Annotated in this window: 19 protein-coding genes; 6 read left to right on the top strand and 13 right to left on the bottom strand. The window is 72.3% G+C overall.

Annotated elements, in window-relative coordinates:
- The first annotated feature begins 319 nt into the window (after window positions 1-319).
- The 3 genes from EOINJALH_RS00520 to EOINJALH_RS00510 are packed head-to-tail and all read left to right on the top strand — an operon-like array spanning window position 320 to window position 4,102.
- Window positions 320-631, top strand: a complete 312-nt coding sequence (locus EOINJALH_RS00520; RefSeq protein WP_088278359.1) for a DUF485 domain-containing protein — start codon at window positions 320-322, stop codon at window positions 629-631.
- Window positions 628-2,298, top strand: a complete 1,671-nt coding sequence (locus EOINJALH_RS00515) for a cation acetate symporter (RefSeq protein WP_088278358.1) — start codon at window positions 628-630, stop codon at window positions 2,296-2,298. Before EOINJALH_RS00520 ends, EOINJALH_RS00515 begins: the two co-directional genes overlap by 4 nt.
- 19 nt (window positions 2,299-2,317) lie before the next feature.
- Entirely contained in the window at window positions 2,318-4,102 is a 1,785-nt protein-coding gene (locus EOINJALH_RS00510) for an acyl-CoA dehydrogenase (protein WP_088278362.1), read from the top strand.
- Window positions 4,103-4,184: 82 nt separating this feature from the next.
- Here the strand turns inward: EOINJALH_RS00510 and EOINJALH_RS00505 are convergent, their stop codons facing one another.
- The 6 genes from EOINJALH_RS00505 to EOINJALH_RS31525 form a co-directional block, all read right to left on the bottom strand.
- Window positions 4,185-5,732, bottom strand: a complete 1,548-nt coding sequence (locus EOINJALH_RS00505) for a phosphatidylserine/phosphatidylglycerophosphate/cardiolipin synthase family protein (protein ID WP_158219597.1) — start codon at window positions 5,730-5,732, stop codon at window positions 4,185-4,187.
- Between the two features lie 158 nt (window positions 5,733-5,890).
- Window positions 5,891-6,640: a response regulator gene (locus EOINJALH_RS00500; RefSeq protein ID WP_158219596.1), complete on the bottom strand. Its 750-nt coding sequence runs from the start codon at window positions 6,638-6,640 to the stop codon at window positions 5,891-5,893.
- A 73-nt stretch (window positions 6,641-6,713) separates the two neighbouring features.
- Window positions 6,714-6,935, bottom strand: coding sequence for a DUF1127 domain-containing protein (locus tag EOINJALH_RS00495; RefSeq protein ID WP_144289792.1), 222 nt, complete (start codon window positions 6,933-6,935; stop codon window positions 6,714-6,716).
- A gap of 105 nt (window positions 6,936-7,040) precedes the next feature.
- The gene (locus EOINJALH_RS00490) at window positions 7,041-11,621 is read right to left on the bottom strand and encodes a PAS domain-containing protein (protein WP_088278355.1); all 4,581 of its coding nucleotides are present in this window, start codon (window positions 11,619-11,621) and stop codon (window positions 7,041-7,043) included.
- Window positions 11,622-11,643: 22 nt separating this feature from the next.
- Window positions 11,644-12,081, bottom strand: coding sequence for a response regulator (locus EOINJALH_RS00485; RefSeq protein WP_088278354.1), 438 nt, complete (start codon window positions 12,079-12,081; stop codon window positions 11,644-11,646).
- Complete coding sequence (locus tag EOINJALH_RS31525) at window positions 12,065-12,226, bottom strand: hypothetical protein (protein WP_158219595.1); 162 nt, start codon at window positions 12,224-12,226, stop codon at window positions 12,065-12,067. The genes EOINJALH_RS00485 and EOINJALH_RS31525 overlap by 17 nt, the downstream gene beginning before the upstream one ends.
- A gap of 227 nt (window positions 12,227-12,453) precedes the next feature.
- On the opposite strand from EOINJALH_RS31525, the gene EOINJALH_RS00480 reads away from it, so the two are divergent.
- Window positions 12,454-12,876, top strand: a complete 423-nt coding sequence (locus EOINJALH_RS00480; protein WP_088278353.1) for a lecithin retinol acyltransferase family protein — start codon at window positions 12,454-12,456, stop codon at window positions 12,874-12,876.
- A gap of 196 nt (window positions 12,877-13,072) precedes the next feature.
- Here EOINJALH_RS00480 and EOINJALH_RS00475 read toward each other — a convergent pair whose 3' ends face one another.
- Window positions 13,073-13,309: a hypothetical protein gene (locus tag EOINJALH_RS00475; RefSeq protein WP_088278352.1), complete on the bottom strand. Its 237-nt coding sequence runs from the start codon at window positions 13,307-13,309 to the stop codon at window positions 13,073-13,075.
- Window positions 13,310-13,419: 110 nt separating this feature from the next.
- The gene (locus EOINJALH_RS00470; protein ID WP_088278351.1) at window positions 13,420-13,743 is read right to left on the bottom strand and encodes a DUF2917 domain-containing protein; all 324 of its coding nucleotides are present in this window, start codon (window positions 13,741-13,743) and stop codon (window positions 13,420-13,422) included.
- Window positions 13,744-13,986: 243 nt separating this feature from the next.
- Between EOINJALH_RS00470 and EOINJALH_RS00465 the strand changes: the two genes are divergently transcribed.
- The gene (locus EOINJALH_RS00465) at window positions 13,987-15,186 is read left to right on the top strand and encodes a permease (RefSeq protein WP_088278350.1); all 1,200 of its coding nucleotides are present in this window, start codon (window positions 13,987-13,989) and stop codon (window positions 15,184-15,186) included.
- Window positions 15,187-15,220: 34 nt separating this feature from the next.
- On the opposite strand, the gene EOINJALH_RS00460 is transcribed toward EOINJALH_RS00465, so the two are convergent.
- The 4 genes from EOINJALH_RS00460 to EOINJALH_RS00445 all read right to left on the bottom strand — a co-directional run bounded on the left by EOINJALH_RS00460 (window position 15,221) and on the right by EOINJALH_RS00445 (window position 19,796).
- Window positions 15,221-16,168 carry an alpha/beta hydrolase gene (locus EOINJALH_RS00460; RefSeq protein WP_088278349.1) on the bottom strand — a complete coding sequence of 316 codons (948 nt, stop codon included), beginning with the start codon at window positions 16,166-16,168 and terminating at the stop codon, window positions 15,221-15,223.
- Complete coding sequence (locus EOINJALH_RS00455; RefSeq protein ID WP_088278348.1) at window positions 16,156-17,313, bottom strand: glutaredoxin family protein; 1,158 nt, start codon at window positions 17,311-17,313, stop codon at window positions 16,156-16,158. Before EOINJALH_RS00455 ends, EOINJALH_RS00460 begins: the two co-directional genes overlap by 13 nt.
- A gap of 284 nt (window positions 17,314-17,597) precedes the next feature.
- Window positions 17,598-19,049 (bottom strand): cytochrome c oxidase accessory protein CcoG, encoded by a 1,452-nt coding sequence (gene ccoG, locus EOINJALH_RS00450; RefSeq protein ID WP_088278347.1) that lies wholly within the window; start codon window positions 19,047-19,049, stop codon window positions 17,598-17,600.
- A gap of 276 nt (window positions 19,050-19,325) precedes the next feature.
- Window positions 19,326-19,796, bottom strand: coding sequence for an Lrp/AsnC family transcriptional regulator (locus tag EOINJALH_RS00445; RefSeq protein ID WP_088278346.1), 471 nt, complete (start codon window positions 19,794-19,796; stop codon window positions 19,326-19,328).
- Window positions 19,797-19,916: 120 nt separating this feature from the next.
- Here EOINJALH_RS00445 and mdeB point away from each other — a divergent pair, with 120 nt between their 5' ends.
- Entirely contained in the window at window positions 19,917-22,625 is a 2,709-nt protein-coding gene (mdeB, locus tag EOINJALH_RS00440) for an alpha-ketoglutarate dehydrogenase (RefSeq protein ID WP_199873104.1), read from the top strand.
- Window positions 22,626-22,646: 21 nt separating this feature from the next.
- Here the strand turns inward: mdeB and EOINJALH_RS00435 are convergent, their stop codons facing one another.
- The gene (locus EOINJALH_RS00435; protein ID WP_088278345.1) at window positions 22,647-23,528 is read right to left on the bottom strand and encodes a pirin family protein; all 882 of its coding nucleotides are present in this window, start codon (window positions 23,526-23,528) and stop codon (window positions 22,647-22,649) included.
- Window positions 23,529-23,563 lie beyond the last annotated feature (35 nt).

Below are 23,563 nucleotides of genomic sequence, written 5' to 3'. Positions count from 1 at the left end.
GCGTGGGGAGGGCGCGGGGCAAGGTGGCGTGTGCGGCCCGCGCAGGCGGGTGGCCGAAATTCTAGGAGCCCGTGTGCCTTGCGTGGGCCTGACGCAAACATTCGTCACATTGCATTGCGGCTGTTGAAAAGGTCGTCCGCCATCCTTCGCGCCAAGTTGTCGCCCGGTGCCGCCGGGTCAGACCACGCCGATGAAGGAGACGAGACGGTGCGACCCCCTCCCTGCACGCCCCGGCTGGCCAGCCGCTGCCGCGATCGCGTGCCCTCCACCGACGCGGCTGCCGCCGGCGCGACCCCATCCATTGCCACCAGGAAACACCATGTCCAATGAAATGTTCCGCCGGGTCGAGGCCGACCCGCAATTCAAGGAGCTGGTCGCGCGCCGCGGCCGGCTCTCGCTGTGGCTGTCCTTCGTGGTGCTGCTGGCCTACTACGCCTTCATGGCGGTGGTGGCCTTCGCCCCGGGCCTGCTGGGCAAGCCGCTGTTCGACGGCAGCACGCTGACCATCGGCGTGCCGATCGGCGCGGCCCTGATCGCCGGCTCGTGGTTGCTCACCGGCTGGTACGTCTCGCGCGCCAACGGCGAGTTCGACCAACTCACCCACCAGATCGTCGAACGGAACACGCGATGAACCATCTCGTCAAATCACTCACCGCGCTGGCCCTGCTGGCTGGCGGTGCCGCCTTCGCCGCCGGCGGCGACGTCGGCCAGATGCAGAAGCAGCCGCTCAACCTCACGGCGATCGGCATGTTCCTGATCTTCGTGCTGTTCACCCTGGGCATCACCTACTGGGCCGCCCAACGCACCAAGTCGACGGCCGACTTCTACACCGCCGGCGGCGGCATCACCGGCTTCCAGAACGGCCTGGCCATCGCCGGCGACTACATGTCGGCGGCGACGCTGCTGGGCCTGAGCTCGATGGTCTTCCTGCGCGGCTTCGACGGCTTCGTCTACACCATCAGCTTCTTCATCGGCTGGCCGGTGATCCTGTTCCTGCTGGCCGAGCGCCTGCGCAACCTGGGCCGCTTCACCTTCGCCGACATCGCCTCGTATCGCCTCGACCAGAACCGCATCCGCACCTTCGCGGCCTTCGGCTCGCTGACGGTGGTGTGCTTCTACCTGATCGTGCAGATGGTGGGCGCGGGCCAGCTGATCAAGCTGCTGTTCGGCCTGGACTACCCCATCGCGGTGGTCGTGGTGGGTGTGCTGATGGTGGTCTACGTCACCTTCGGCGGCATGATCGCCACCACCTGGGTGCAGATCATCAAGGCCGTGCTGCTGCTGTCGGGCGGCCTGATGATGCTGGGGCTGGCGATGAGCCAGTTCGGCTTCAACATCGAGACGCTGGCCACCCAGGCCGTCGCTGCGCACAAGAGCGGCGCCGCCATCATGCGCCCGGGCAGCCTGCTGGCCGATCCGGTGACGGCGGTGTCGCTGTCGCTGGGCCTGGTCTTCGGCACCGCCGGCCTGCCGCACATCATGATGCGCTTCTTCACCGTGCCCAACGCCAAGGAGGCGCGCAAGTCGGTGTTCGTGGCCAGCGGCTTCATCGGCCTGTTCTTCCTGGTGGTGTGCCTGCTCGGCCTGTCCGCCATCGTCATCGTCGGCCAGGACCCGCAGTTCTTCGAAGGCGGCGTCATCGGCGGCAACCTGATCGGTGGCAACAACATGCCGGTGATGCACCTGGCCAAGGCCGTCGGCGGCAACCTGTTCTTCGGCTTCCTGTCGGCGGTGGCCTTCGCCACCATCCTGGCGGTGGTCTCGGGCCTGGCGCTGGCCGGTGCCTCGGCCATCGCGCACGACATCTACGCCCAGGTCATCCGCAAGGGCACGGCCACGCAGGCCGAGGAAATGCGCGTCACCAAGATGGCCTCCATCGGCCTGGGCATTGTCGCGGTGGTGCTGGGCATCATGTTCGAGAAGCAGAACATCGCCTTCCTGGTGGGCCTGACCTTCGGCATCGCCGCGTCGGCCAACTTCCCGGTGCTGGTGCTGTCGATCTACTGGAAGGGCCTGACCTCGCGCGGTGCGCTCATCGGCGGCATCGTGGGCCTGGTCTCGGCGGTGGCCTTCGTGGTGCTGTCGAAGGCGGTGTGGGTGGTGGTGCTGGGCAACCCGGCGCCGCTGTTCCCGTACGAGCAACCGGCGCTGTTCTCGATGCCGCTGGCCTTCTTCTTCACCTGGCTGTTCTCGGTGACCGACAAGAGCCGCCTGGCGGCCGGTGAGATCGCCGGCTTCCGCGACCAGTATGTGCGCGGCCAGACCGGCATCGGCGCCGCCGCGGCCAGCGCCCACTGAACCCAAGGAGCCCACGGCCATGACGCCCTACCACGCACCCGTTCGCGACATGCTGTTCGCGATGAAGGAGATCGGCGGCCTCGACGCCGTGCTGGCCCAGCCCGGCTTCGAGGAGGTGACGGCCGACCTGGCCGAGGCCATCCTCGACGAGGCGGCCAAGTTCGCCGCCAACGTGCTGGCGCCGATCAACCGGCAGGGCGACGTGCAGGGCTGCCATTGGCAGGACGGCACGGTCACCTCGGCCGACGGCTTCAGGCAGGCCTATGCCAGCTTCTGCGAGACCGGCTGGAACGGCATGCCGGCCAAGGTGGAATACGGCGGCCAGGGCCTGCCCACGCTGCTGTCCACCGCGGTGCTGGAGATGTGGAAGTCGTCGAACATGGCGTTCTCGCTGTGCCAGATGCTCACGCTCGGCGCGGTGGAGGCCATCGCCCACCATGGCACGGACGCGCTGAAGGCGCGCTACCTGCCGGCGATGGTGGAAGGCCGCTGGACCGGCACGATGAACCTCACCGAGCCGCAGGCCGGCTCGGACCTGGCCGCGCTGCGCAGCAAGGCCGTGCGCGAGGGCGACCACTACCGCATCAGCGGCACCAAGATCTTCATCACCTGGGGCGAGCACGACCTGGCCGAGAACATCGTCCACCTGGTGCTGGCCCGTCTGCCCGACGCCCCGCCCGGGGTCAAGGGCATCTCGCTGTTCCTGTGCCCGAAGTTCCTGGTCAACGACGACGGCTCGCTGGGCGAGCGCAACGACCTGGTGTGCGCGTCGATCGAGCACAAGATGGGCATCCGTGGCAGCGCCACCGCGGTGATGAGCTTCGGCGAGGGGCCCGGCGCCATCGGCTGGCTGGTGGGTGAGGAGCACCAGGGCCTGGCCTGCATGTTCACGATGATGAACCATGCGCGGCTGAACGTCGGCCTCGAAGGCGTGGCCATCGCCGAGCGCGCCTACCAGCAGGCCCGCGGCTACGCGCTCGACCGCGTGCAGGGCAAGACGCTGGGCCGCGAAGGCGAGCCCAGCGCCACCATCATCGGCCACCCCGACGTGCGCCGCATGCTGATGGACATGAAGTGCCGCACCGAGGCGATGCGCGCGCTGGCCTACTGCGCGGCCGGCCAGATGGACCGCGCGCAGGGCCACGGCGACGCTGCGCAGCGCGCCACCGCGCAGTCGCTGGTGGACCTGCTGATCCCGGTCGTCAAGGGCTGGTGCACCGAGAGCGCGCAGGGCATCACCGCCCACGGCGTGCAGGTGCACGGCGGCATGGGCTTCATCGAGGAGACTGGCGCCGCGCAGCACCAGCGCGACGCGCGCATCACCACCATCTACGAGGGCACCACCGGCATCCACGCCAACGACCTGATCGGCCGCAAGCTGGCCCGCGACGGCGGCGTGGTGATGAAGCGCCTGATCGGCCGCATGGTCGAGGACGCCGGCCTGCTGGGCAGCCACGGCGACGCCGTGCTGGGATCGATCGCCAGCCAGTTGCAGCAGGGGCTGAAGGCGCTGGCCGAGGCCACCGACGGTCTGCTGGCCATGGGCCCGCGCGAGGCCGCGGCCGGGGCCGTGCCCTACCTGTGGCTCAGCGGCACGGTGATGGGCGGCTGGTTGATGGCGCGCGCCGCCGATGCCGCCACCACGCAGTTGGCCGGCGGTGTGGCCGACGACGGCTTCCTGGCCGCCAAGCGCGTCACGGCCCACCACTATGCCTTGCACGTGCTGCCGCAGGCCGGGGCGATGCGCGACGAGGTGCTGTGGGGCGCGGTCACCACTCTGGGCCTGAGCGACGCGCAGTTCTGACCGTGTCGACCGGCCAGGCCACGGGGCGACACCTCGCGGGGCCGCCGGTTGCAGGCCTTCGTTGCCGGCGAGGCGCGGGCCCTCACAGCAGGGCCTCCGGCACGAACATCGACAGCAGGCCCAGCCGCACCCGCGCCAGCCAGGTGACATGCGGCTCGGCGCTGTGGGTCTGCAGCGCGTCGTCCCCACGGCCGTCGCCTTCGGGCTCGATCCACAGCACCTGCTGGCCGGCGTCGGCCAGTTGCAGCCGGTACTGGCTGGGCGCCCAGCGCTGCTGCAGCCACTGCGCCACCTGGGTGGCCAGCGCGCGGCTGTCGATCACCAGGCCCAGTTCGGTGTTGGTGCGCGACGAGCGGTTGTCCATGTTCATCGAGCCCACCAGCAGCCAGCGCCGGTCGACCACGCCCAGCTTGGCATGCAGCCGGCTGGTCGACGAGCGGAATTCGCCGGACAGCCCCGAGCGGCCCGGATGGTGCGGTCGCAGCTCGGACACCGAGACGCCCATCTTCAGCATGTCCAGCCGGTAGCGCACGTAGCCCCAGTAGGCCAGCGGCTCGTCGGTGGCGGCCAGCGAGTTGGTGGTGACCGCGAGGTGCACGCCCTGGTCCACCGCCTCGCGCATCAGCGCCAGCCCGCGCGGGCCGGGGATGAAGTAGGGCGAGGCGATCAGCACCTCGTCGCGCGCCGAGCGGAACAGCTGCAGCGTACTGTCCATCGCGGTGGCGGGTGCCGCGGCGCCGGCCGGTGGCTGGGCCTTGTCCGGCGCATCGGCGAACAGCGTGGCCGGCGCAAAGACCAGGTCGGCCGCCATCGCGTCCAGCGGGTCGTCGGCGAGCGCCGGCCGCGCCGCCTGCGGCGACGGCGGCCCGGCCGGTGCGTCGGTGCGGGTGTCGGGCCAGGGCATGCCTGGGTCCGCCACGCTGGCGATCGGGAACGACGGCGCGCTGTTCCAGAAGCGGTCGAACAGGTCGGACAGCTCGCGCACCACCGGGCCGGTCGACAGCAGGTCCATGTCGACGAAGTTGGCCGCGTCGCCGCGCATGAAGTACTCGTCGCCGATGTTGCGGCCACCGGTCACCGCCCACGCGTTGTCGGCGATGACCAGCTTGTTGTGCATGCGCCGGTTGACGCGGTCGAAGTCGTGCAGCGAGCGCAGCAGCCGCGCCGCCAGGTGGCCGCCGCGCGCGGGCAGCGGGTTGAACAAGCGCACCTCCGCATTCGCCTGCGCGGCCAGCGCCGCGAGGCGGACTTCCGCGCCGTCGACGTGCAGGTCGTCCACCAGCAGCCGCACGCGCACGCCGCGCGCGGCGGCGTCGTGCAGCGCCTGCAGGAAGGCGCGGCCGGTGCCGTCGTCGGCGATCAGGTAGTACTGCACGTCCAGCGACCGCTGTGCGCGTCGCGCCAGCGACAGCCGGGCATCCAGCGCCGGCGCGGCCTCGGGCAGCAGGCGGAAGCCAGACAGGTGGCGCCGGTCGTCCGGCGTCGCGGCCGCCGACAGCCGCGCCAGCTCGGTGCCGGCCACGTCGACGAAGGCCTGCGACGGTGGGCGCGGCACGTCGGCCGGCAGCGTGGCGCAGGCGGTCAGCAGCAGCACAGCGAGGGCGGCCAGGGCGGTGGCGATGCGGGGCATGTCGTCGGTCCTTCGGTGCGGCAGCGACCGGCGGGCAGGACGCCCACCGAAGGCCGCATGACAGAAGCCGACATTGCGCGCCCGGGGCATTGCGTCCGCATTGCAGCGGGCGCGGGCGCGATGACGATTGAAATCCGGCGGCCGGGCCGCCGGGCGGCTCAGCGCACCGCCTGCACCTCGGCGTCGAACAGGTAGCCCACGCCGCGCTCGGTCTTGATGAAGCGCGGCTGCGCCGGGTCGGGCTCGATCTTGCGGCGCAGCCGCAAGATCTGCACGTCGATCGAGCGGTCGTAGACCTCGGTGTTGTGCAGGCGCGAGAGGTCGAGGAGCTGGTCGCGCGACAGCACGCGCTGCGGTGCCGAGACGAAGGCCGCCAGCAGGCTGAACTCGCCGTTGGTCAGGTCGACCGAGCGACCTTCGGCCGACTTCAGCTTGCGCAGCCCGACGTTCAGCTCCCAGCCGCCGAAGCGGTAGGCACGCACGCGGGCGATGGCGTCGGCCACCGTGGCCTGGGTGCGGGCGCGGCGCAGCAGCGCGCGGATGCGCGCCAGCAACTCGCGCGGGCTGAAGGGCTTGGTCAGGTAGTCGTCGGCGCCGAGTTCCAGGCCCATCACGCGGTCGGCTTCGTCCACCCGGCCGGTGAGCATCAGGATCGGGATCGCCGAGGCCTCGCGCAGCCGCCGCGCGATCTGCAGGCCGTCCTCGCCGGGCAGGCGCAGGTCGAGCACCACCAGGTCGATGGCGTCGCGCCCCATGGCCTCGTCGAGCGCCCGGCCGCTGGCGACGGCGGTGACGCGCAGCTCGTTGGCGCCGAGGTAGTCGCCCACCAGCTGCCGGATCGACTCGTCGTCGTCCAGCACCAGCACGTGGGGCAGCCACTGGGGTTCGGCGTGCATCGGTTCGGTCATCGTCGTGGGCATGCGATTGGTACCGCAGGCGGTCCCGGCCGTCAACTGCCGGGACCGCGCGGTGAAGGGGCGTTCAGGGCTGCCAGAAGTGCTTGTCGGTTTCCCACAGCACGTCGGCACGGGTGACGCCGATGTCCTTGAGCATCGAGTCGTCCAGCGTGGCCAGTTCGTCGCGCGCCCGCAGGCGTTGCAGCCACTGGTGCACGGTGAACGAGGCGCGGGCGAACCAGCGCGTCGGCGCCTCCAGCGTGGACAGCAGCGCCAGGGGTTCGGTGGGGGAAGGCAGGGTGCTCATCGCGGGTCTCCTGGGGTGGATGCGTCCCATTGGAGGCCTCGACCGTTGCCTGGCGATTGCAGGCCACGGGCGTGCGATTGCGATTGAAACCTGGGCCACGGCCGATCAATGCGGCGCGGCGGCCTCGGCGCTGCTGCGCCCCCGCCCCCGCTGCAGCGCCGCCGCCAGGCTGCGCGCGATGTCGCCGGCCACCAGCGGCTTGGCCAGCACGTCGGCCACGCCGGCGTCGCGGGCGCGCTGGGTCAGCGCGGTGGTCACGTAGCCGCTCATCAGCACGATGGGGATGTCGGCGCGCCGCGTGCGCACGGCACGGGCCAGCTCGGAGCCGGTCATCTCGGGCATGGCCTCGTCCGACAGCACCGCGTCGAAGCGGCCGGGCTCGGCGCAGAAGGCCTCGAGCGCCGCCACGCTGGAGGTGAAGCCCACCGGCTCGTAGCCGAGCGCGGCGATCATCTCCTCGCCCAGGCGCACCAGGGCCTCCTCGTCGTCGACCAGCAGCACGGTCTCGCCGGCGCCGGGCGGCACGTCCAGCTCGACGCGCGGGGCCTGCGCCACACAGCCCTGCCAGGGCATCAGCACGCGGAAGGTGGTGCCCTCGCCGGGCCGGCTGTCGACGTCGATGCCGCCGCCCAGGTCGGTGACGATGCCGTGCACCAGCGACAGGCCCAGGCCCGTGCCCACGCCCACTTCCTTGGTGGTGAAGAAGGGGTCGAAGATGCGCTCCAGCAGGTGCGCTGCGATGCCGGTGCCGGTGTCGCGCACGGCCAGCCGCACGTAGTTGCCGGCGGCCAGCACGCTGGTGGCACAGCGCGGGGCGTCGAGGTCCACGCGGTCGAGCGTGACGGTCAGCGTGCCGGCGGACTTCATCGCCTGCACGGCGTTGGCGCACAGGTTCATCACCACCTGGTGCACCTGGGTCGGGTCGCCCAGCACCGCGGCGTCGTCGGCCGCCAGTTGCCGTTCGAGCCGGATGCCCGCCGGCAGCGACGCGGCCACCGCGTCGAGCGCCTCGTCCACCACCGACTGCACGTGCACCGGCACGCGCTCGCCCATGCCGCTGCGGCTGAAGGCCAGGATGCGCTCGACCAGCGACTTGGCGCGCATGCCCGCGCTCATCGCGGCGTCGATGTGGCGGCGCTGCGCGCTGCCCTCGGGCGCATCCTTCTGCGCCATCTCGCCATAGCCCAGGATGGCCGCGAGGATGTTGTTGAAGTCGTGTGCGATGCCGCCGGCCAGCGTGCCTATGGCCTCGAGCTTCTGCGCCTGGCGCAGCTGGCCTTCGAGCCGCTCGCGCTCGGCCTCGGAGGCCTTGCGGTCGGTGATGTCCTCCATCGAACCGGCCATGCGCATCGGCCGGCCCTCGGCGTCGCGCACCGCGATGCCGCGCTGGCGGTACCAGCGCCAGTCGCCGCCGGCGTGCTGCAGGCGGAACTCCACCTTGAAGTGCCGCGTCTCGCCCCGCAGGTGGGCGGCCAGCGCATCGCGCACCAGGCCACGGTCGTCGGGGTGGAAGTTCGACATCGCGATCCACTCGCGGCGCGGGCGCTGCGCCTGCCCGGGCGTCAGCCACAGCAGGTCCTGCGCGCGCGGCGACAGGAACAGGCGGTCGCTGTCCAGGTCCCAGTCCCACAGCCCTTCGTTGGAGCCGGCCACCGCCAGCTGGAAGCGCTCTTCCGAACGGCGCAGCGCCTCTTCGCTGTCGCGCAGGGCCTGTTCGGTGCGCTTGCGGGCGTCGATGTCGCTCACCGAGCCGGCCATGCGGGTGGGCCGTCCGTCGGCATCGCGCACGCACACCGCGCGCACGCGGATCCAGCGGTGCTGGCCGTCGTCGTGGCGCACGCGGTACTCGCATTCGTAGGCGGCTGATTCGCCGGCCAGGTGGGCGCGCAGCGCCTCGGCCCGGACCGGCGCATCGTCGGGGTGCACGCGCAGCGAGTCCACCAGATCGGCCAGCGGCTGCACCTCGGGGCCCGGCGGCAGCGCCTGCAGCTCGCGTGCCCGGGTCGATTCGAAGGCCACGCCGGCCACCAGGTCCCAGTCCCACACGCCGTCGTCCGAGCCGGCCACGGCCAGCGCGTAGCGCTCTTCCGACTGGCGCTGCGATTCCTCGGCCCGCTTGCGCGCGTCGATGTCGCTCACCGAGCCGGCCATGCGCAGCGGCGTGCCGGCCTCGTCGCGCACGCACATGCCGCGCACGCGCACCCAGCGGTAGCGGCCGTCGCCGTGGCGCACCCGCCATTCGCCTTCGTAGGCGGGGGCCAGGCCCGACAGGTGGGCCTGCATCGCGGCTACACGCAGCGGGGCATCGTCGGGGTGCAGCTGCAGCGCGGCATGCCAGTCGTCCATCGGCTGCACCTCGGGCTGCAGCGGCAGGCCCAGGATCTCGCGGGCGCGGCGCGAGCCGAACACGCGGCCGGCCACGTAGTCGAAGTCCCACACGCCGTCGTCGGAGCCGGCCACCGCCAACGCGAAGCGCTCCTCGCTGGCCCGCAGCGCCTCCTCGGAGCGCTTGCGCTGCGTGGCGTCGCGGGTCGAGCCGGCCACGCGCAGCGGCCGGCCGTCGGCGTCGCGGAAGCACTGGCCGCGGGTGTGGATCCAGCGCACCTCGTTCGTCCCGGGCATCAGGATGCGGTACTCCACGTCGAGCTGCGGCGTGCGCCCGGCCAGGTGGTCGTCGCGGGCCTGCCGCACGCGGGCGAAGTCGTCGGGGTGGATGGCGATGTGCGAGAAGTAGCCGGCGTAGGTGTTCACCTGCGACAGCCCGGGCTGGCCCAGCAGCTCGTTGAGCTTGGTCGAGGTGTAGAGCTCGTCGTCGACCACGTTCCACACCCAGTGGCCCTCGTTCGAGCCGGTCATCGCCAGGGCGTAGCGCTCTTCCGACACGCGCAGCGCGGCCTCCACCCGCTTGTAGGCGTCGATGTCGCTCACCGAGCCAGCCAGGCGCAGCGGCCGGCCGTCGGCGTCGCGCACGCACAGGTTGCGCAGGCGCACCCAGCCGTACTCGCCGTCCGCTCGCTTCAGGCGGTATTCGCATTCGCGCAGCGTCTCGTCGCTGGCCAGGAAGCGCTGCAGTTCTTTCGCATGGGCCTCGCGGTCGTCGGGGTGCAGCTGCAGCATCGCCACCCATTCGGCGCGGCTGCGCACGGTGACGTCGGTGGGCGCGCCGATCATCTCGAGCATGCGCTCGGAGGTGTACATGCGGTCGCCCGCCACGTCCCAGTCGACGATGCCGTCCTTCGAGCCGGCCACCGCCAGCGCGAAGCGCTGCTCGCTCAGGCGCAGCGCGTCCTCGGCGCGGCGGTGGGCGTCGATGTCGGTCACCGAGCCCGACATGCGCAGCGGCTGGCCGCGCTCGTCGCGCACGCACAGGCCGCGAACGCGGATCCAGCGGTGGCTGCCGTCGGGGTGTCGAACACGGTACTCGCCGGCATACACCGGCGTGCGGCCCGACAGGTGGGCGCCGAGCGCGGCGCTGCGCTCGGCGACGTCGTCGGGGTGCATCTGCAGTGCGGCGAACCAGGCCGACCGCGGCTGGACGTCGGGCCCGGGCGGCAGGCCGAAGATCTCGCGCGCGCGGGCCGAGGCGTAGATGCGGTCGCCGGCCACGTCCCAGTCCCAGATGCCCTCGTCCGACCCGGCGGCCGCCAGCGCGAAGCGTTCGCGCGAGTGCTCGAGCGATTCGCGCGTGCGGTCCAGCCGCTCGAACTGCCGCCGCACCAGCGCCAGCAGCGCGGTGGCCAGGATGCCCAGCGCCAGCGTGCGCGCCACGGTGCCGATGGCCTGCGCCCGCCAGGGGGCCAGGGCCACCGCGGTGTCGCGGGTGACCACCACCGCCAGCGGGAAGTCCGGCACCAGTTCGACCGCGCCGAAGCGGTCGACGCCGTCCACCGGGCTCGGCAGGCGCGTGGGCCCGGGCTGGCCGCTCTCGCGCGCGGCCAGCATCGTGTCGAGCAGCGCGAATCGCTGGCCCAGCGCCGATTCCACCGCGGGGTGGCGGGCCACCAGCGTGCCGTCGCGGTGCATCAGCGTGATGCGGGTGCCTTCGTCGAGCCGCACGTCGCGGTAGAAGTGCTGGAAGTAGTCCACGCGGCCCCCGGCCGCTACCACGCCGGCGAAGCCGCCGTCGGGTCGGTCGAGCCGCCGCGCCAGCGGAAAGATCCAGGTGTCGGGATGGAACAACCCGCGCATCGTGCCGCCCAGCACCATGCCCGAGGCGCCATGCCGCACCAGTTGCTGGAAGCCCGGCAGCGTGGACACGTCGGGTGGCGGCACGGGCAGCGGGTACTGGTTGGAACTGGCCCGCACGCGGCCCGACACGTCGATCAGCGACAGCCCTTCCACCTGCACCAGGCCCACCACCTGGTCGCGCAGGTAGGCGTGCAGTGCGGCCTCGTCGCCGGGCGTGCCGAGCTTGCCCTCGCGGTGCTCGTTGGCGATGTGCCGCAGCACCAGGTCCACCGTCTGCAGGCTGCGGGCGGTCTGCTCGGCGATGACGCGCGCCTGCGCGTCGAGCTCGCGGCCGGTCTCGCCGATGGTGGCCTGCCGGCCGCGCAGGATGTCGAAGCCCGCCAGGCCGACGATGACGGCGATGAACAGGCCGCCGATCCACGGCGTGTGGCGCCAGGTCCAGCGCATCGGCGGGCGCGACAGGTCGGGGGCCGGCGGGCTGACGTCGGCGGGGATCATCGCCGCACGCCCTGTGCCGTGGTCAGGCCGGACCGCATGGGCAGCCGCCCCGGGCCAGCAGCCGCCGCACCGCCTGGCCCAGCGCCTGGCACGAGGCCGGCTTGGGCAGCACGCAGTCCACACCGAGTTCGCGCGCGACGGGCCCCCAGCATTCGATGCCTGCAAAGAAGGTGGATGACAAGGCCAGGATCGGCGTCATCGGATGGCGGGTCGCGATGCGCCGGATCGAGTCTACGCCGCCCTGCCGCGGGTAGGGCAGGTCGACGACGATGAGGTCGGCGGGCGCGCCGGGCTCGGCGGCCGACTCGGCGGTCACGAGGCAGCCTTCGGCCTCGAGCTGCGTCTGCAGCAGGCCGATCAGCGGGCCGTCGGCCTCGACCACCAGCACGCGGTGCAGCGGTGTCGCCACCGGTGCGGCGGCCGCGCCGCCGCCGATCGGCAGCTCACTCGTCGAAGCCATCGGCGGCCGCCCAGGTCGAACGCAGCGAGGCGACGTCGGCGTCGTCGTCGGGTTCGTCCAGCGACCAGTCCCCGAGGGGCTCGTCGATCTCGTCGTCGATGGGGTCGATGTCGGCCGACGGGCCGGTGCGGCGGTAGGCGCTCATGGTCGGGTCTCCTGGGCAGTGGGCGATGGGGCCATGGTCCGGCCCGGCCGCTACCGAACGGTTACGGCGGGCGCGGGCCGCATTTCATTTGAAACATCGCGACGCGCCGGATTTCAAGCGACACGCGCCGTGGCCGCGCGCGACATCGGGCGCCAACGCGGCGCCGGCACGCTCTCGGTTCCGGCCCTCGCGGCCCCCCGATCCACCCTGTCGACCCGACCCCTGCCATGAAGGACGCCTTGACCCCCGGAGCCCACCTCACCACCCGCCGCCGCGGCTATGTGCACCACGGCCTGTACGCCGGCGACGGGCGCGTCATCCACTACGCCGGGCTGCACCGTTTCGTGCGCCGCGGGCCGGTGGAGGAGGTGAGCCTCGAGCGCTTCGCACGCGGCCGCGGCTGGCAGGTCAAGGCCTGGACGGCGCCGGCCTTCCCGGGCCCTGCCGCGGTGGAGCGGGCGCGCAGCCGGATCGGCGAGGACCGCTATCGGCTGTGGACCAACAACTGCGAGCACTTCGTCGAATGGGCGCTGGGCGGCACGCCGCGCAGCGCGCAGGTGGAGGCCTGGACACGGTGGGCGCGCGGCGGGTTCGCGGTGCTGGCCGGGTGGCTGGGCGGGCGGCGCGCGCTGCAGTCGCCGGTGCGTTGACCGCGCGTGGCGCGCAGCGGGCGCGGCGCACGCCGCGGCGCCCGATCCGGTGCAACGGCGCACGGCCTGGGCAGCCCATCGCGTCCAGACCGATGGCCGGCGCAGGCACCAACGCCGCGCGCCCGCCGGCCCCTGGTGGGGGACGGCGGGCGCGTGGTGGCGAGGCGCGTGGGGCGGACGTGCCGGTGGGGCCGCGTCACAGGGCCAGCGGCCGTGGCGCGTCGCTGCGCACCACCAGTTCGGTCGCCAGGCCGGCCGCCGCGGTCTTGCCGCAACGCGGGTCGGCGCCGACCGAGGATTGGGCGGTCGACGACTGGGCCTCGGCGGCATCGACGGCCAGGAAGACCCCGCTCAGCACCGCCGCGACGGCGATCGCGATGGCCAGCCGCACAGGCGTCACGAGGGGGCGGTGGGTGGGGATGACGGGTGCCATGGCAGGTGCTCCGGTGAGTGGTGTGAGGATCTTCGAGGGATGCCGTTGCAGCCGCATTGCAGCGCGTGGCGATTTGGTTTCAGCTGCAACAAAGGACTGCGGTCGGTGCCTCAAGCGGCCAGGTGGTGGCGGTCACGGTCGGACGGCAGCAGCCGCTGCACGAGCCCGTGCGCGGCCCGCTGCGCCCGGCCGAGCACGCTCTCGGCCTCGTACAGCAGGAGGCTGGCGTCGCCCAGCGCCTGCACGACGACATGGCCGGGGCGGTCGAAGTCGAAGCTCTCGCCGGCGTCCAGCACGATGTCGCGCAGGTCGCCGTCCTGGGTGAGCCAGACCTGGCCGCGGAACACCGCGATGCCGCGGCCACGCTCGCCGCGCAGCCGGCGCACGGCGTCCTTGGGCAGCAGGGTCAGCAGGGGATGTTGGCTGGCGTCCATGGGGCGCTCCTTTCAAAGCGGGGGGATGACGCCTGCATCGTGATCGGCGGGGGTTGCCGGCCCGTTTCAGGCGTCGGAGCTGCTGTTTCAGCTGAAACCCCGGTCCCCGGCCGGCGCGAGTCCGGAATCCGCCGGGATGCGCAGAGGCCGACCGACCCCGGGAGCGCCCCCTAAAGGAGTGCTTGCCTTGCCCCGGGAGGGCCCGCACAGTGAACGCCACAGTCCCCCGAACGAGAGCCCGCCATGAGCCTTGCCGACACCTTGCGCCGCGCCGCGCCGCCGCTGCGCCCCGCCGACCTGCGCGGCCTGTCGCGCCTGAGCACCGACGCGGTGGTCGGCATCACCGACCTCGTCGAGGCCATGCACCACACCATCGCCACGCGCGCCGGCATCGTGGGCGCCGTGCCCGAGGGGCGGCCGTCGGGCATCACCGGCTTCGTCTACCGCAGCGTGCGCGGCGTCACCCGCGCCGTGGGGCAGGGGCTGGACGTGGTGCTGAACGCCGTGCCGCTGAAGGCCGGGCCGTCCACGCCCGAGCGCGAGGCCTTCGTCGCGGCATTGAACGGCGTCTGGGGCGACCACCTCGAAGCCACCCACAACCCGCTGGCCATCACCATGTCCGCGCGCATCGGCGGCCGGCCCTACCAGGAGTCGCTGCAGGCGCCCACCGGCCGGCTGATGGTGCTGGTGCATGGCCTGGCGATGAATGACCTGCAATGGACGCGGCAGGGCCACGACCACGGCCAGGCGCTGGCGCGCAAGCGGGGCTTCACGCCGGTGTACCTGCACTACAACAGCGGCCGGCATGTGTCGCAGAACGGCCGCGATTTCTCCACCTTGCTGACGGGCCTGCTGGCCCACTGGCCGGTGAAGGTGGACGAACTGGTGATCGTGGCCCACAGCATGGGCGGCCTCGTGGCGCGCAGCGCCTGCTGGGTGGGCGCCGAGCAGCCCTGGCGGGCCCGGCTGTCGACGCTGGTGTGCCTGGGCACGCCGCACCACGGGGCGCCGCTCGAGCGTGGCGGCCGGCTGGTCGACGGGGCCTTGGGCCTCAGCCCCTATGTCGCGCCGTTCGCGCGGCTGGGCAAGACGCGCAGCGCCGGCATCACCGACCTGCGCTACGGCAACCTGCAGGACGCCGACTGGCAGCACAAGGACCGCCACGCGCAGACCCGCGACGACCGCGTGCCGACGCCGCTGCCTGCCGGCGTGCGCACCTGCCTGGTGGCCGCCACGCAGGCCACCGACGTGTCGCGCGGCCTGCACAGCAAGCTCGTCGGCGACGGCCTGGTGCCGCTGGCCAGCGCGCTGGGCGAGCACCGCGACCCGGCGCTGGCGCTGCAGGTGCCCGACAGCGACCGCCTCGTCGTGACCGGCGCCAACCACTGGGACCTGCTCAGCCGCGCCGACGTGACCGGCCAGTTGCGCGACTGGTTGCGGTGACGCCGGGCGGCCGCCTGCGATCGCGGCCTGGGCCTCACCCCGCGGTGGCGTCCGGCGGCGCGCCATGCGCCGGGTTGCCTGGGCCCCCAGTGCGGACGGCGGCCTGCAGGAAGTCCACCAGCGCCGCCGCGTGCGGGGCCAGTGTGTCGCGCAGGTCGTGGTCGCCGTCGACCGCCAGCAGGCGGGCGATCGGCGACACCGCCAGCAGCCGGCCGGCATCGGCGAAGGGCACGGTGGCGTCCTGCCGGCCGTGCACCAGCAGCACCGGGCAGCGCACGCGGGCCAGCGTGGCCAGCGGCGCGATGTCGTCGAACGACGCGCCGATCACCCGCTGCACGTGGCGCAGCACGTACCAGCCCACCACCGGGTAGGGCACGCGCGTCTCGGCCAGCAGCCGGCGCATCACTTCGCGCGGGTGGGCGAACGCGGACAGGCTGACGACCGCGCACACGTCGCCGTGGTGCGCGGCGTGCAGCAGCGCCGCCGCCGCCCCCACCGAATGGCCCAGCAGCGACAGCCGATCGGCAGCGATGCCGGGCTGCTGCCGCAGCCAGGCCAGGCCGGCGGCGATGTCCTCGGCAAAGCGCGGCATCGAGGTGAAGGTCTCGTCGTCGCTTCGGCCGTGGCAGCGCGCGTCGAGCAGCAGCACCGCGTGGCCCGAGGCGTGCAGCGGCGGCACCACGGGCCACATCATCGCGGCGTTGGCGCCCCAGCCGTGCATCACCAGCACGGCGGGCAGCGGCGCTGTCGGGGCCTGTCCCGGCGTCGCGGCGGGCCTCACCAGGTGACCCGACAGCTGTCGCCCGCGCGGCCCGGGGATGCGCACCTCGACCACGCAGCCCGGCGGCAGGGCGACGTCGGCGGCACCTTGCGCGTGCGGCAGCCGGGGCGCGCGAAGGCCGCGCAGGATGGCCCGGTGCGCGAGCGCGCGCAAGGCCCAGGCACCGGCCACCACCGCGGCCGTGGTGCTCAGGACAGCCATTGCGGCCGCAACAGCAGCACCGCGCCGAGCGCCAGCATCACGACGCCGCTGACGAACTTGAGCCAGCGGCCGGCGCGTTCGGTGAGCTTGCCGCTGCCCAGTGCCAGCACCGCCGCGGCCACCATCAGCGAGTCGTCGGCGATGTAGCCCAGGATGTACAGGCCGAGGTAGGCGTAGTGGGCCGCAGCGCCGAGCTGGTGCTGCGCCAGCACCGCGGTGTAGATCGCCGGCAGGCCGGCGGTGCACAGCAGCTCGACGACATTGACCACCACCGCCAGGGCCGCCACGGCCAGCAGCGAGGTCGACAGGCCCGGCGCCTGCATCACGCGGCGCATGCGGGCGACCAGGCCCGGCTTGGCCGCATCTGGGATCGACAGCGACGGGCCGCGCCCCCAGGCCACGAAGTCCTTGACGTTGACCGCGCCGATGGCCAGCGCCACGGCCCCCAGGGTAACGCGCACGGCGTTCGACATGCCCACCGCGAGGAAGACGTTGAGCCAGGCGGCCATGAAGGCGTAGTAGACCGCGCTGCTGACCAGCACGAAGGTGCCCGCGACGAGCGCCATGCGGCGCCGATCGCGCAGCCGCACCAGCAGCGACAGCAGGAACAGCAGCACCCACATCGCGCAGGGGTTGAACCCGTCCAGCAGGCCCAGCGCCAGCGTGAACAGTGGCAGCCCCAGGCGCGACGCGCTGAGCGTGCCGAACAGCGTGCCCTCGACCTGGCCGACCGGCGCCGCGCTGCCGTCGAGCAGCGCCACCAACTCGCGCCCGGCGTGTTCGGCATCGTCGAATCCCACCATCACCTGGCCGCGGAACACGAAGGTGGGCACGCCCGGCGGCCACGCGCCGGCCGCCCGCGAACGCGCCATCAGGTCCTCGGCGGCCTGCGGGTCCTGGTCGACCTGACGCAGGTGGATGGCCAGCGCCGGGCGCTCGCGCGACAGTGCCGCGAGAAACTCCTTGGCGGCCGTGCAGTGCGGGCAGCCCTCGCGCACGAAGACTTCGAGCGCGGCGGGGGCCGCGATCGGCGCGCTCGGCCCGGCCGGCACGCTGGAGGCTGCCGAGGCACCGGCCAGGGGGCCCAGGAGCAGCGCGATGGCGATTGCCAGATCCGGCAGCACAAGGCGCACCAGGCCGAGCATCCGATGCAGAACCTCACGCCACGCCCCACGCACCAGCGCCCCCTTCGGCGCGAGGGCTCGCCGGCAGGTCGCCGGGCGCCACCCGGTCCGGCCTGCCGTGCACCCTGCACCGAACGCGCGAAGCGCGCTGGCCCAAAGACTTGTCAATGCGTTCACCTGATCACCGTCGCCAGCATGGCCCGGCCCGTGGCCGACCGTGCTGCGCCAGATCATCGGCGTCGCCTGGTGCGCCGCCGCGCGGGCCGGTGCCTTGCGCGCGCACCGGGCCGTCGCATCGCGCGGCGTCAGCGTGGCACGACGAAGGTGGCCTTCTCGCGCAGCCGGTGGGCCTCCTCGGTGGGGGTGGCCTGGCTTTCCACCGTGAAGTGGATCTCGTGGACGCCGGGGCCCTTGGCGCTGGCGGTCTCGGACGGCACGTGCAGCGAGACGGTGACCCAGCGCGCCTCGACCGAGCCCAGCGTGATCGGCGCGGTGTCGGCGATCTGCAGGCCGGGCAGGCCCTCGGCGGCGATGCGGTAGGTCTGCGGCTGCTCGGTGGCGTTCATCAGCTGCAGCCGGTAGACGTTCTCGATCTGGCCGTTGTCCACCTGCCGGGCCAGCGTGCCGCGGTCGCGCACCACGTCCACACGGAACGGCGGCCGCAGCGCGATGCTCACGCCCACGCCGACGCAGATCAACACCAGGATGGCGCTGTACACCAGCACCCGCGGCCGGAACATGCGCGCCAGCACCTGGCCGCGCGACAGGCCCATGCCGGTGAGCCCATGCTGCGTGTCGTAGCGCACCAGGCCGCGCGGGTAGTTCATCTTGTCCATCACCTCGTCGCACACGTCCACGCAGGCGGCGCAGCCGATGCACTCGTACTGCAGGCCCTTGCGGATGTCGATGCCGGTGGGACACACCTGCACGCACAGGCCGCAGTCGATGCACGAGCCCAGGCCCAGCGCCAGTGGGTCGGCCTTCTTCGAGCGCGAGCCGCGCGGCTCGCCGCGGGCGGTGTCGTAGCTGATGATCAGCGTGTCCTTGTCGAACATCGCGCTCTGGAAGCGGGCGTAGGGGCACATGTACTTGCACACCTGCTCGCGCATGAAGCCGGCGTTGCCGTAGGTGGCGAAGCCGTAGAAGAGCACCCAGAAGGTTTCCCAGGGGCCCATGCCGGCGCTGGCCACCTCGGCCGCCAGCGTGTGGATGGGCGTGAAGTAGCCGACGAAGGTGAAGCCGGTCCACAGGCCGATGGCGATCCACACCGCCTGCTTGGCCGTCTTGCGCCACAGCTTGGTGGGCGTCAGCGCGGCGGCGTCCAGCTTCATCCGCGCGGCGCGGTCGCCCTCGATCTTGCGCTCCACCCACATGAAGATCTCGCTGTACACGGTCTGCGGGCAGGCATAGCCGCACCACAGCCGGCCGCCCACGGCGGTGAACAGGAACAACGAGTAGGCCGACACCAGCAGCAGCGCGGTCAGGTAGATGAAGTCCTGCGGGTGGAAGACCAGCCCGAAGATGTAGAAGCGCCGGCTCACCACGTCGAGCAGCACCGCCTGACGCTCGCCCCACATCAGCCAGGGCAGGCCGTAGAACAGGATCTGCGTGAACCACACGAAGCCCCAGCGCCAGTTGACGAAGCGGCCCGTCACCGAGCGCGGGTAGATCTTCTTGTGCTTCTGGTACAGCGAGACGATCTGGGCCGCGCTGTCGTCGGCCGGGGCCGCGGGGGCGGCGACGGTGGGGGTGGTCATGGGGCGATGCAGCGGTGGGTCTTCATACCCTGTCCTGTATCAAGACCCGTGCCACCCCGGCGCCGACAAAAAGGTTTGTCGGGACAAGGCCTTGGCATGGCGCCGAGCCTCGGCTGCCATTGACGTCAGCCACTGGGGCTGCCAATTTGGCAGAACTCGGCCAGGGTGGCAGGTGAGCTCAGGGCGCGAACTCGACGCTCATTGACGTGATGGTGTAGCGCCAGCAGGGCTGGCGGCCCTCGGGCCGCAGCCAGGCCACCTCGCCGGAGATCTCGATCACGACGCCGCCGTCAGCGGCAGCGCGGTCTTGTAGCGCACCTGCTTCAGCGCGAAGCTGGAGCGGATCTTCTCCACCTCCTTCATCGGCGAGAGCTGCTCGAGGATGAAGCGCTCCAGCGCCGCCATGTCGGGCACGGCCACGCGGATCAGGTAGTCGGCGTCGCCGGTCATCAGGTAGCACTCCATCACCTCGTCGCGCGCGCACACCTTCGATTCGAAGGACTCGAGCGCGGCGCGCGTCTGCTGCTTCAGGCTGATCGAGATGAACACATTCAGGTGCAGGCCCAGCTGCTGGGCATCGAGCAGGGCCACGTACTGGCGGATCAGCCCATGCGCCTCGAGCGCCTTCACGCGCGCCAGGCAGGGCGAGGGCGACAGGTGCACGCGCCGGGCCAGGGCGACGTTCGACAGCGAGGCATCGGCCTGCAGTTCGCGCAGGATGCGCAGATCGACGGCGTCCAGTTCCATGCGTGCTCCGCGGAGGGGTTGGTGCGGCATTTTGTGCCGCCGAATGCCCGCGCGGCAGTCGATTGCGGCAGCACATGCCGGCATGCCGAGCCTACAGTGCCGGGCGAAGGACACCCACCGATGAGCCACGCCATGCCTTCACCGCCCGCACCCGAACCCGACACCGACCCCCAGGAGACCGCCGAATGGCGCGACGCGCTGGCCTCGCTGCGGCAGGCCGGCGGGCCGCAGCGTGTGCGGCAGATCCTGGACGAACTGGCCGCCATGGCCCGCCAGCCCGACATCGGTTGGCAGCCGGTGCGCGGCACGCCCTATGTCAACACGATCCCGGTGTCGCAGCAGCCGGCCTTCCCGGGCGACCTGGCGATCGAGGAACGGCTGGCCTCGCTGATGCGCTGGAACGCGCTGGCGATGGTGGTGCGCGCCAACCAGGCGCATGGCGAACTGGGCGGGCACATCGCCAGCTACGCCAGCGCGGCCGACCTGTTCGAGGTCGGCTTCAACCACTTCTTTCGCGGCGCGGGCGAGGGCGGTGACGTTGGCGGCGGTGGTGACCTCGTCTTCTACCAGCCGCACTCGGCGCCGGGCGTCTATGCGCGGGCCTTCCTCGAAGGCCGCCTGACCGAGCGCGACCTGGCGCAGTACCGACAAGAGCTGTCGGCCAAGCGCGCGGGCGCGCAGGGCCTCAGCAGCTACCCGCACCCGTGGCTGATGCCGGACTTCTGGCAGTTCCCCACCGGCTCGATGGGCCTCGGCCCGATCAGCTCGATCTACCAGGCGCGCTTCATGCGCTACCTGCAGCACCGTGGGCTGCAGGACACGCGGGGCCGCAGGGTGTGGGGCGTGTTTGGCGACGGCGAGATGGACGAGCCCGAGAGCATGAGCGCACTCACGCTGGCCGCCCGCGAGCAGCTCGACAATCTCATCTGGGTCGTCAACTGCAACCTGCAGCGGCTCGACGGCCCGGTGCGCGGCAACGGCCGCATCATCGACGAGCTGGAGGCGCTGTTCACCGGTGCCGGCTGGCGCGTCATCAAGCTGGTGTGGGGCTCGGACTGGGACGGCCTGTTCGCCCGCGATGCGCAGGGCGCGCTGACGCGGGCTTTCGGCCAGACGGTGGACGGCCAGTTCCAGACCTTCGCCGCCAAGGACGGCCGCTACAACCGCGACCACTTCTTCGGCCAGAACCCCGAGCTGGCGGCGCTGGCCCAGGGCCTGACCGACGAGCAGATCGACCGCCTCAAGCGCGGCGGCCACGACCTGGTGAAGATCCACGCCGCCTACCACGCGGCGGTGCAGACGGTGGGCCGGCCCACCGTCGTGCTGGCGCAGACCAAGAAGGGCTACGGCATGGGCGTGGCCGGCCAGGGGCGCATGACGACGCACCAGCAGAAGAAGCTGGAACGCGACGACCTGATCGCCTTCCGCAACCGCTTCGACCTGCCGCTGTCGGACGAACAGGCCGCCGCGCTGGCCTTCGTGCGCCCCGCCGACGACAGCGCCGAGATGCGCTACCTGCAGGCGCGGCGGGCCGCGCTGGGCGGCCACGTGCCCAGCCGCCGCAGCCGTGCCGCCGCGGTGCCGGTGCCGCCGTTGGCGCGCTACGGCGAGTTCGCCACCCGCGCCGACGGCAAGGAGATGAGCACGACGATGGCCTTCGTGCGCATGCTGACCCAACTGCTGAAAGACCCGCAACTGGGCCCGCGCGTGGTGCCCATCGTCGCCGACGAGGCGCGCACCTTCGGCATGGCCAACCTGTTCAAGCAGGTGGGCATCTATTCGTCGTCGGGCCAGTGCTACGAGCCCGAGGACATCGGCTCGGTGCTCAGCTACCGCGAGGCCACCGACGGCCAGATCCTGGAAGAGGGCATCAGCGAGGCAGGGGCGCTCAGCAGCTGGACGGCCGCGGCCACCAGCTACTCGGTGCACGGCCAGGCCATGCTGCCGTTCTACATCTACTACTCGATGTTCGGCTTCCAGCGCGTGGGCGACCTCATCTGGGCGGCGGCCGACCAGCGCTCGCGCGGCTTCCTGCTGGGGGCCACCGCCGGGCGCACGACGCTGGGCGGCGAGGGCCTGCAGCACCAGGACGGCACGAGCCTGGTTCAGGCCTCGACGGTGCCCAACTGCCGCGCCTACGACCCGTGCTTCGCCGGCGAGTTCGCGGTGATCCTGGACCACGGCATGCGCGCGATGCTCGAGCGGCAGGAAGACGTCTTTTACTACGTCACCCTGATGAACGAGTCCTACGCGCAGCCCACGCTGCCGGATGGCGTGGAGGACGACATCGTGCGCGGCCTCTACCGTTTCGGCACCTACCCTGCCAACGACGCGCACGGCAGCGTCCGCTTGGTCGGCTCGGGCGCGATCCTGCGCGAGGCCATCGCGGCCGCCGAGTTACTGGCGGCCGACTGGCAGGTGCACGCCGAGGTGTGGAGCGCCACCAGCTACAGCGAGCTGGCGCGCGACGCCTGCGAGGTGGAGCGCTGGAACCGGCTGCACCCCACGCAGGCGCCGCGGCAGAGCCACCTGCAGCGCTGTCTGGGCGGCGACTTCCCCGTCGTGGCGGCGTCGGACTTCGTGCGCGCCTGGCCGCAGCTGATCGCCGGCCACGTGGCCGCGCCGATGGTGTCGCTCGGCACCGACGGCTTCGGCCGCAGCGACACGCGCGCCGCGCTGCGCCGCTTCTTCGAGGTCGACCGGCACCAGATCGTGCTGGCCGCGCTGACGGCGCTGCGCGCGCAGGGCCGGGTCGGCGCGGCGGTGTGCGCGCAGGCGATCGAGCGCTACGGCATCGAGGCCGAGCGCGGGTCGTCCTGGACCTGCTGAGCTCTTGCCAGTTCGGTTCGACTAGCCCTTCCAGGGCGGTGCCGCGACGCGGCTGGTCTCTCCCGGGATGGCGTCGAAGCCGCCGTCCTGCCAGCGCCTGGCGGCGTCGGCGATGCGCTCGCGGTCGGTCGAGACGAAGTTCCACCACATGCGCACCGGCTGCTCCAGCGCCGCGCCGCCCACCACCACGACGTGGGCGCCGGTCGGCCCGGCCCGCAGCCGGGCACCGCGGCCGTCGGCCAGCACGGCCATCTCCCGCGCCGGCAGCGCCTCGCCGTCGACGACCAGGCCGTGCTCCGGTGCATAAATCGCCATCTCGGCGGCCAGCGCAGGCAGGGTCCAGTCGGCGTCGGCGGGCAGGCGGACGTCCAGGTACAGCGTGGGCGAGGCGCTGCGCACGGGGCTGCGCACGCCGAAGGCCTCGCCCACCAGCACGCGCACCTGCCCGCCGCCGGGCAGGGCCACCGTCGGCAGCGCCGACGCGGCGACATGCTGGAACGACGGCTCGGCGGTCTCCTGCGCGGGCGGCAGCGCCACCCACAGCTGCAGGCCGTGCAGGCGGCGCGCCTGGCCGCGCTGGTCGTCGGGCACGCGCTCGCTGTGCACCACGCCGCGGCCGGCGGTCATCCAGTTGATCGCGCCGGGCGCGATGGTCTGCACCGTGCCCAGGCTGTCGCGGTGCAGGAAACCGCCCTCGAACAGGTAGGTCACGGTGGCCAGGCCGATGTGCGGGTGCGGGCCGACGTCGCTGTCCACTTCGGGCGGCAGCGTCACCGGGCCGATGTGGTCGAAGAAGACGAAGGGGCCGACCGCGCGCCGCCTGGCGTCGGGCAGCACGCGGCGGACCTGCAGTCCGCCGGCCAGGTCGCTCAGTTTGCCGGTCAGGCGTTGCGTCGCATGCATCGGGGCTCCTTCTGCGGCCGCAGGGCTGGGCGGGT

It is taken from the genome of Ideonella sp. A 288 (assembly GCF_002198735.1).
GTDB lineage: Bacteria > Pseudomonadota > Gammaproteobacteria > Burkholderiales > Burkholderiaceae_C > Pseudaquabacterium.
This window is presented reverse-complemented; position numbering and strand designations above follow the sequence as displayed.

Excerpts from the sequence above, each read along its gene's own strand:
- EOINJALH_RS00520 (WP_088278359.1), top strand. The coding sequence starts at position 320 with ATGTCCAATGAAATGTTCCGCCGGGTCGAGGCCGACCCGCAATTCAAG.
- EOINJALH_RS00515 (WP_088278358.1), top strand. The coding sequence starts at position 628 with ATGAACCATCTCGTCAAATCACTCACCGCGCTGGCCCTGCTGGCTGGC.
- EOINJALH_RS00510 (WP_088278362.1), top strand. The coding sequence starts at position 2,318 with ATGACGCCCTACCACGCACCCGTTCGCGACATGCTGTTCGCGATGAAG.
- EOINJALH_RS00505 (WP_158219597.1), bottom strand. The coding sequence starts at position 5,732 with ATGCCCCGCATCGCCACCGCCCTGGCCGCCCTCGCTGTGCTGCTGCTG.
- EOINJALH_RS00500 (WP_158219596.1), bottom strand. The coding sequence starts at position 6,640 with ATGACCGAACCGATGCACGCCGAACCCCAGTGGCTGCCCCACGTGCTG.
- EOINJALH_RS00495 (WP_144289792.1), bottom strand. The coding sequence starts at position 6,935 with ATGAGCACCCTGCCTTCCCCCACCGAACCCCTGGCGCTGCTGTCCACG.
- EOINJALH_RS00490 (WP_088278355.1), bottom strand. The coding sequence starts at position 11,621 with ATGATCCCCGCCGACGTCAGCCCGCCGGCCCCCGACCTGTCGCGCCCG.
- EOINJALH_RS00485 (WP_088278354.1), bottom strand. The coding sequence starts at position 12,081 with ATGGCTTCGACGAGTGAGCTGCCGATCGGCGGCGGCGCGGCCGCCGCA.
- EOINJALH_RS31525 (WP_158219595.1), bottom strand. The coding sequence starts at position 12,226 with ATGAGCGCCTACCGCCGCACCGGCCCGTCGGCCGACATCGACCCCATC.
- EOINJALH_RS00480 (WP_088278353.1), top strand. The coding sequence starts at position 12,454 with ATGAAGGACGCCTTGACCCCCGGAGCCCACCTCACCACCCGCCGCCGC.
- EOINJALH_RS00475 (WP_088278352.1), bottom strand. The coding sequence starts at position 13,309 with ATGGCACCCGTCATCCCCACCCACCGCCCCCTCGTGACGCCTGTGCGG.
- EOINJALH_RS00470 (WP_088278351.1), bottom strand. The coding sequence starts at position 13,743 with ATGGACGCCAGCCAACATCCCCTGCTGACCCTGCTGCCCAAGGACGCC.
- EOINJALH_RS00465 (WP_088278350.1), top strand. The coding sequence starts at position 13,987 with ATGAGCCTTGCCGACACCTTGCGCCGCGCCGCGCCGCCGCTGCGCCCC.
- EOINJALH_RS00460 (WP_088278349.1), bottom strand. The coding sequence starts at position 16,168 with ATGGCTGTCCTGAGCACCACGGCCGCGGTGGTGGCCGGTGCCTGGGCC.
- EOINJALH_RS00455 (WP_088278348.1), bottom strand. The coding sequence starts at position 17,313 with ATGCTCGGCCTGGTGCGCCTTGTGCTGCCGGATCTGGCAATCGCCATC.
- ccoG (WP_088278347.1), bottom strand. The coding sequence starts at position 19,049 with ATGACCACCCCCACCGTCGCCGCCCCCGCGGCCCCGGCCGACGACAGC.
- EOINJALH_RS00445 (WP_088278346.1), bottom strand. The coding sequence starts at position 19,796 with ATGGAACTGGACGCCGTCGATCTGCGCATCCTGCGCGAACTGCAGGCC.
- mdeB (WP_199873104.1), top strand. The coding sequence starts at position 19,917 with ATGAGCCACGCCATGCCTTCACCGCCCGCACCCGAACCCGACACCGAC.
- EOINJALH_RS00435 (WP_088278345.1), bottom strand. The coding sequence starts at position 23,528 with ATGCATGCGACGCAACGCCTGACCGGCAAACTGAGCGACCTGGCCGGC.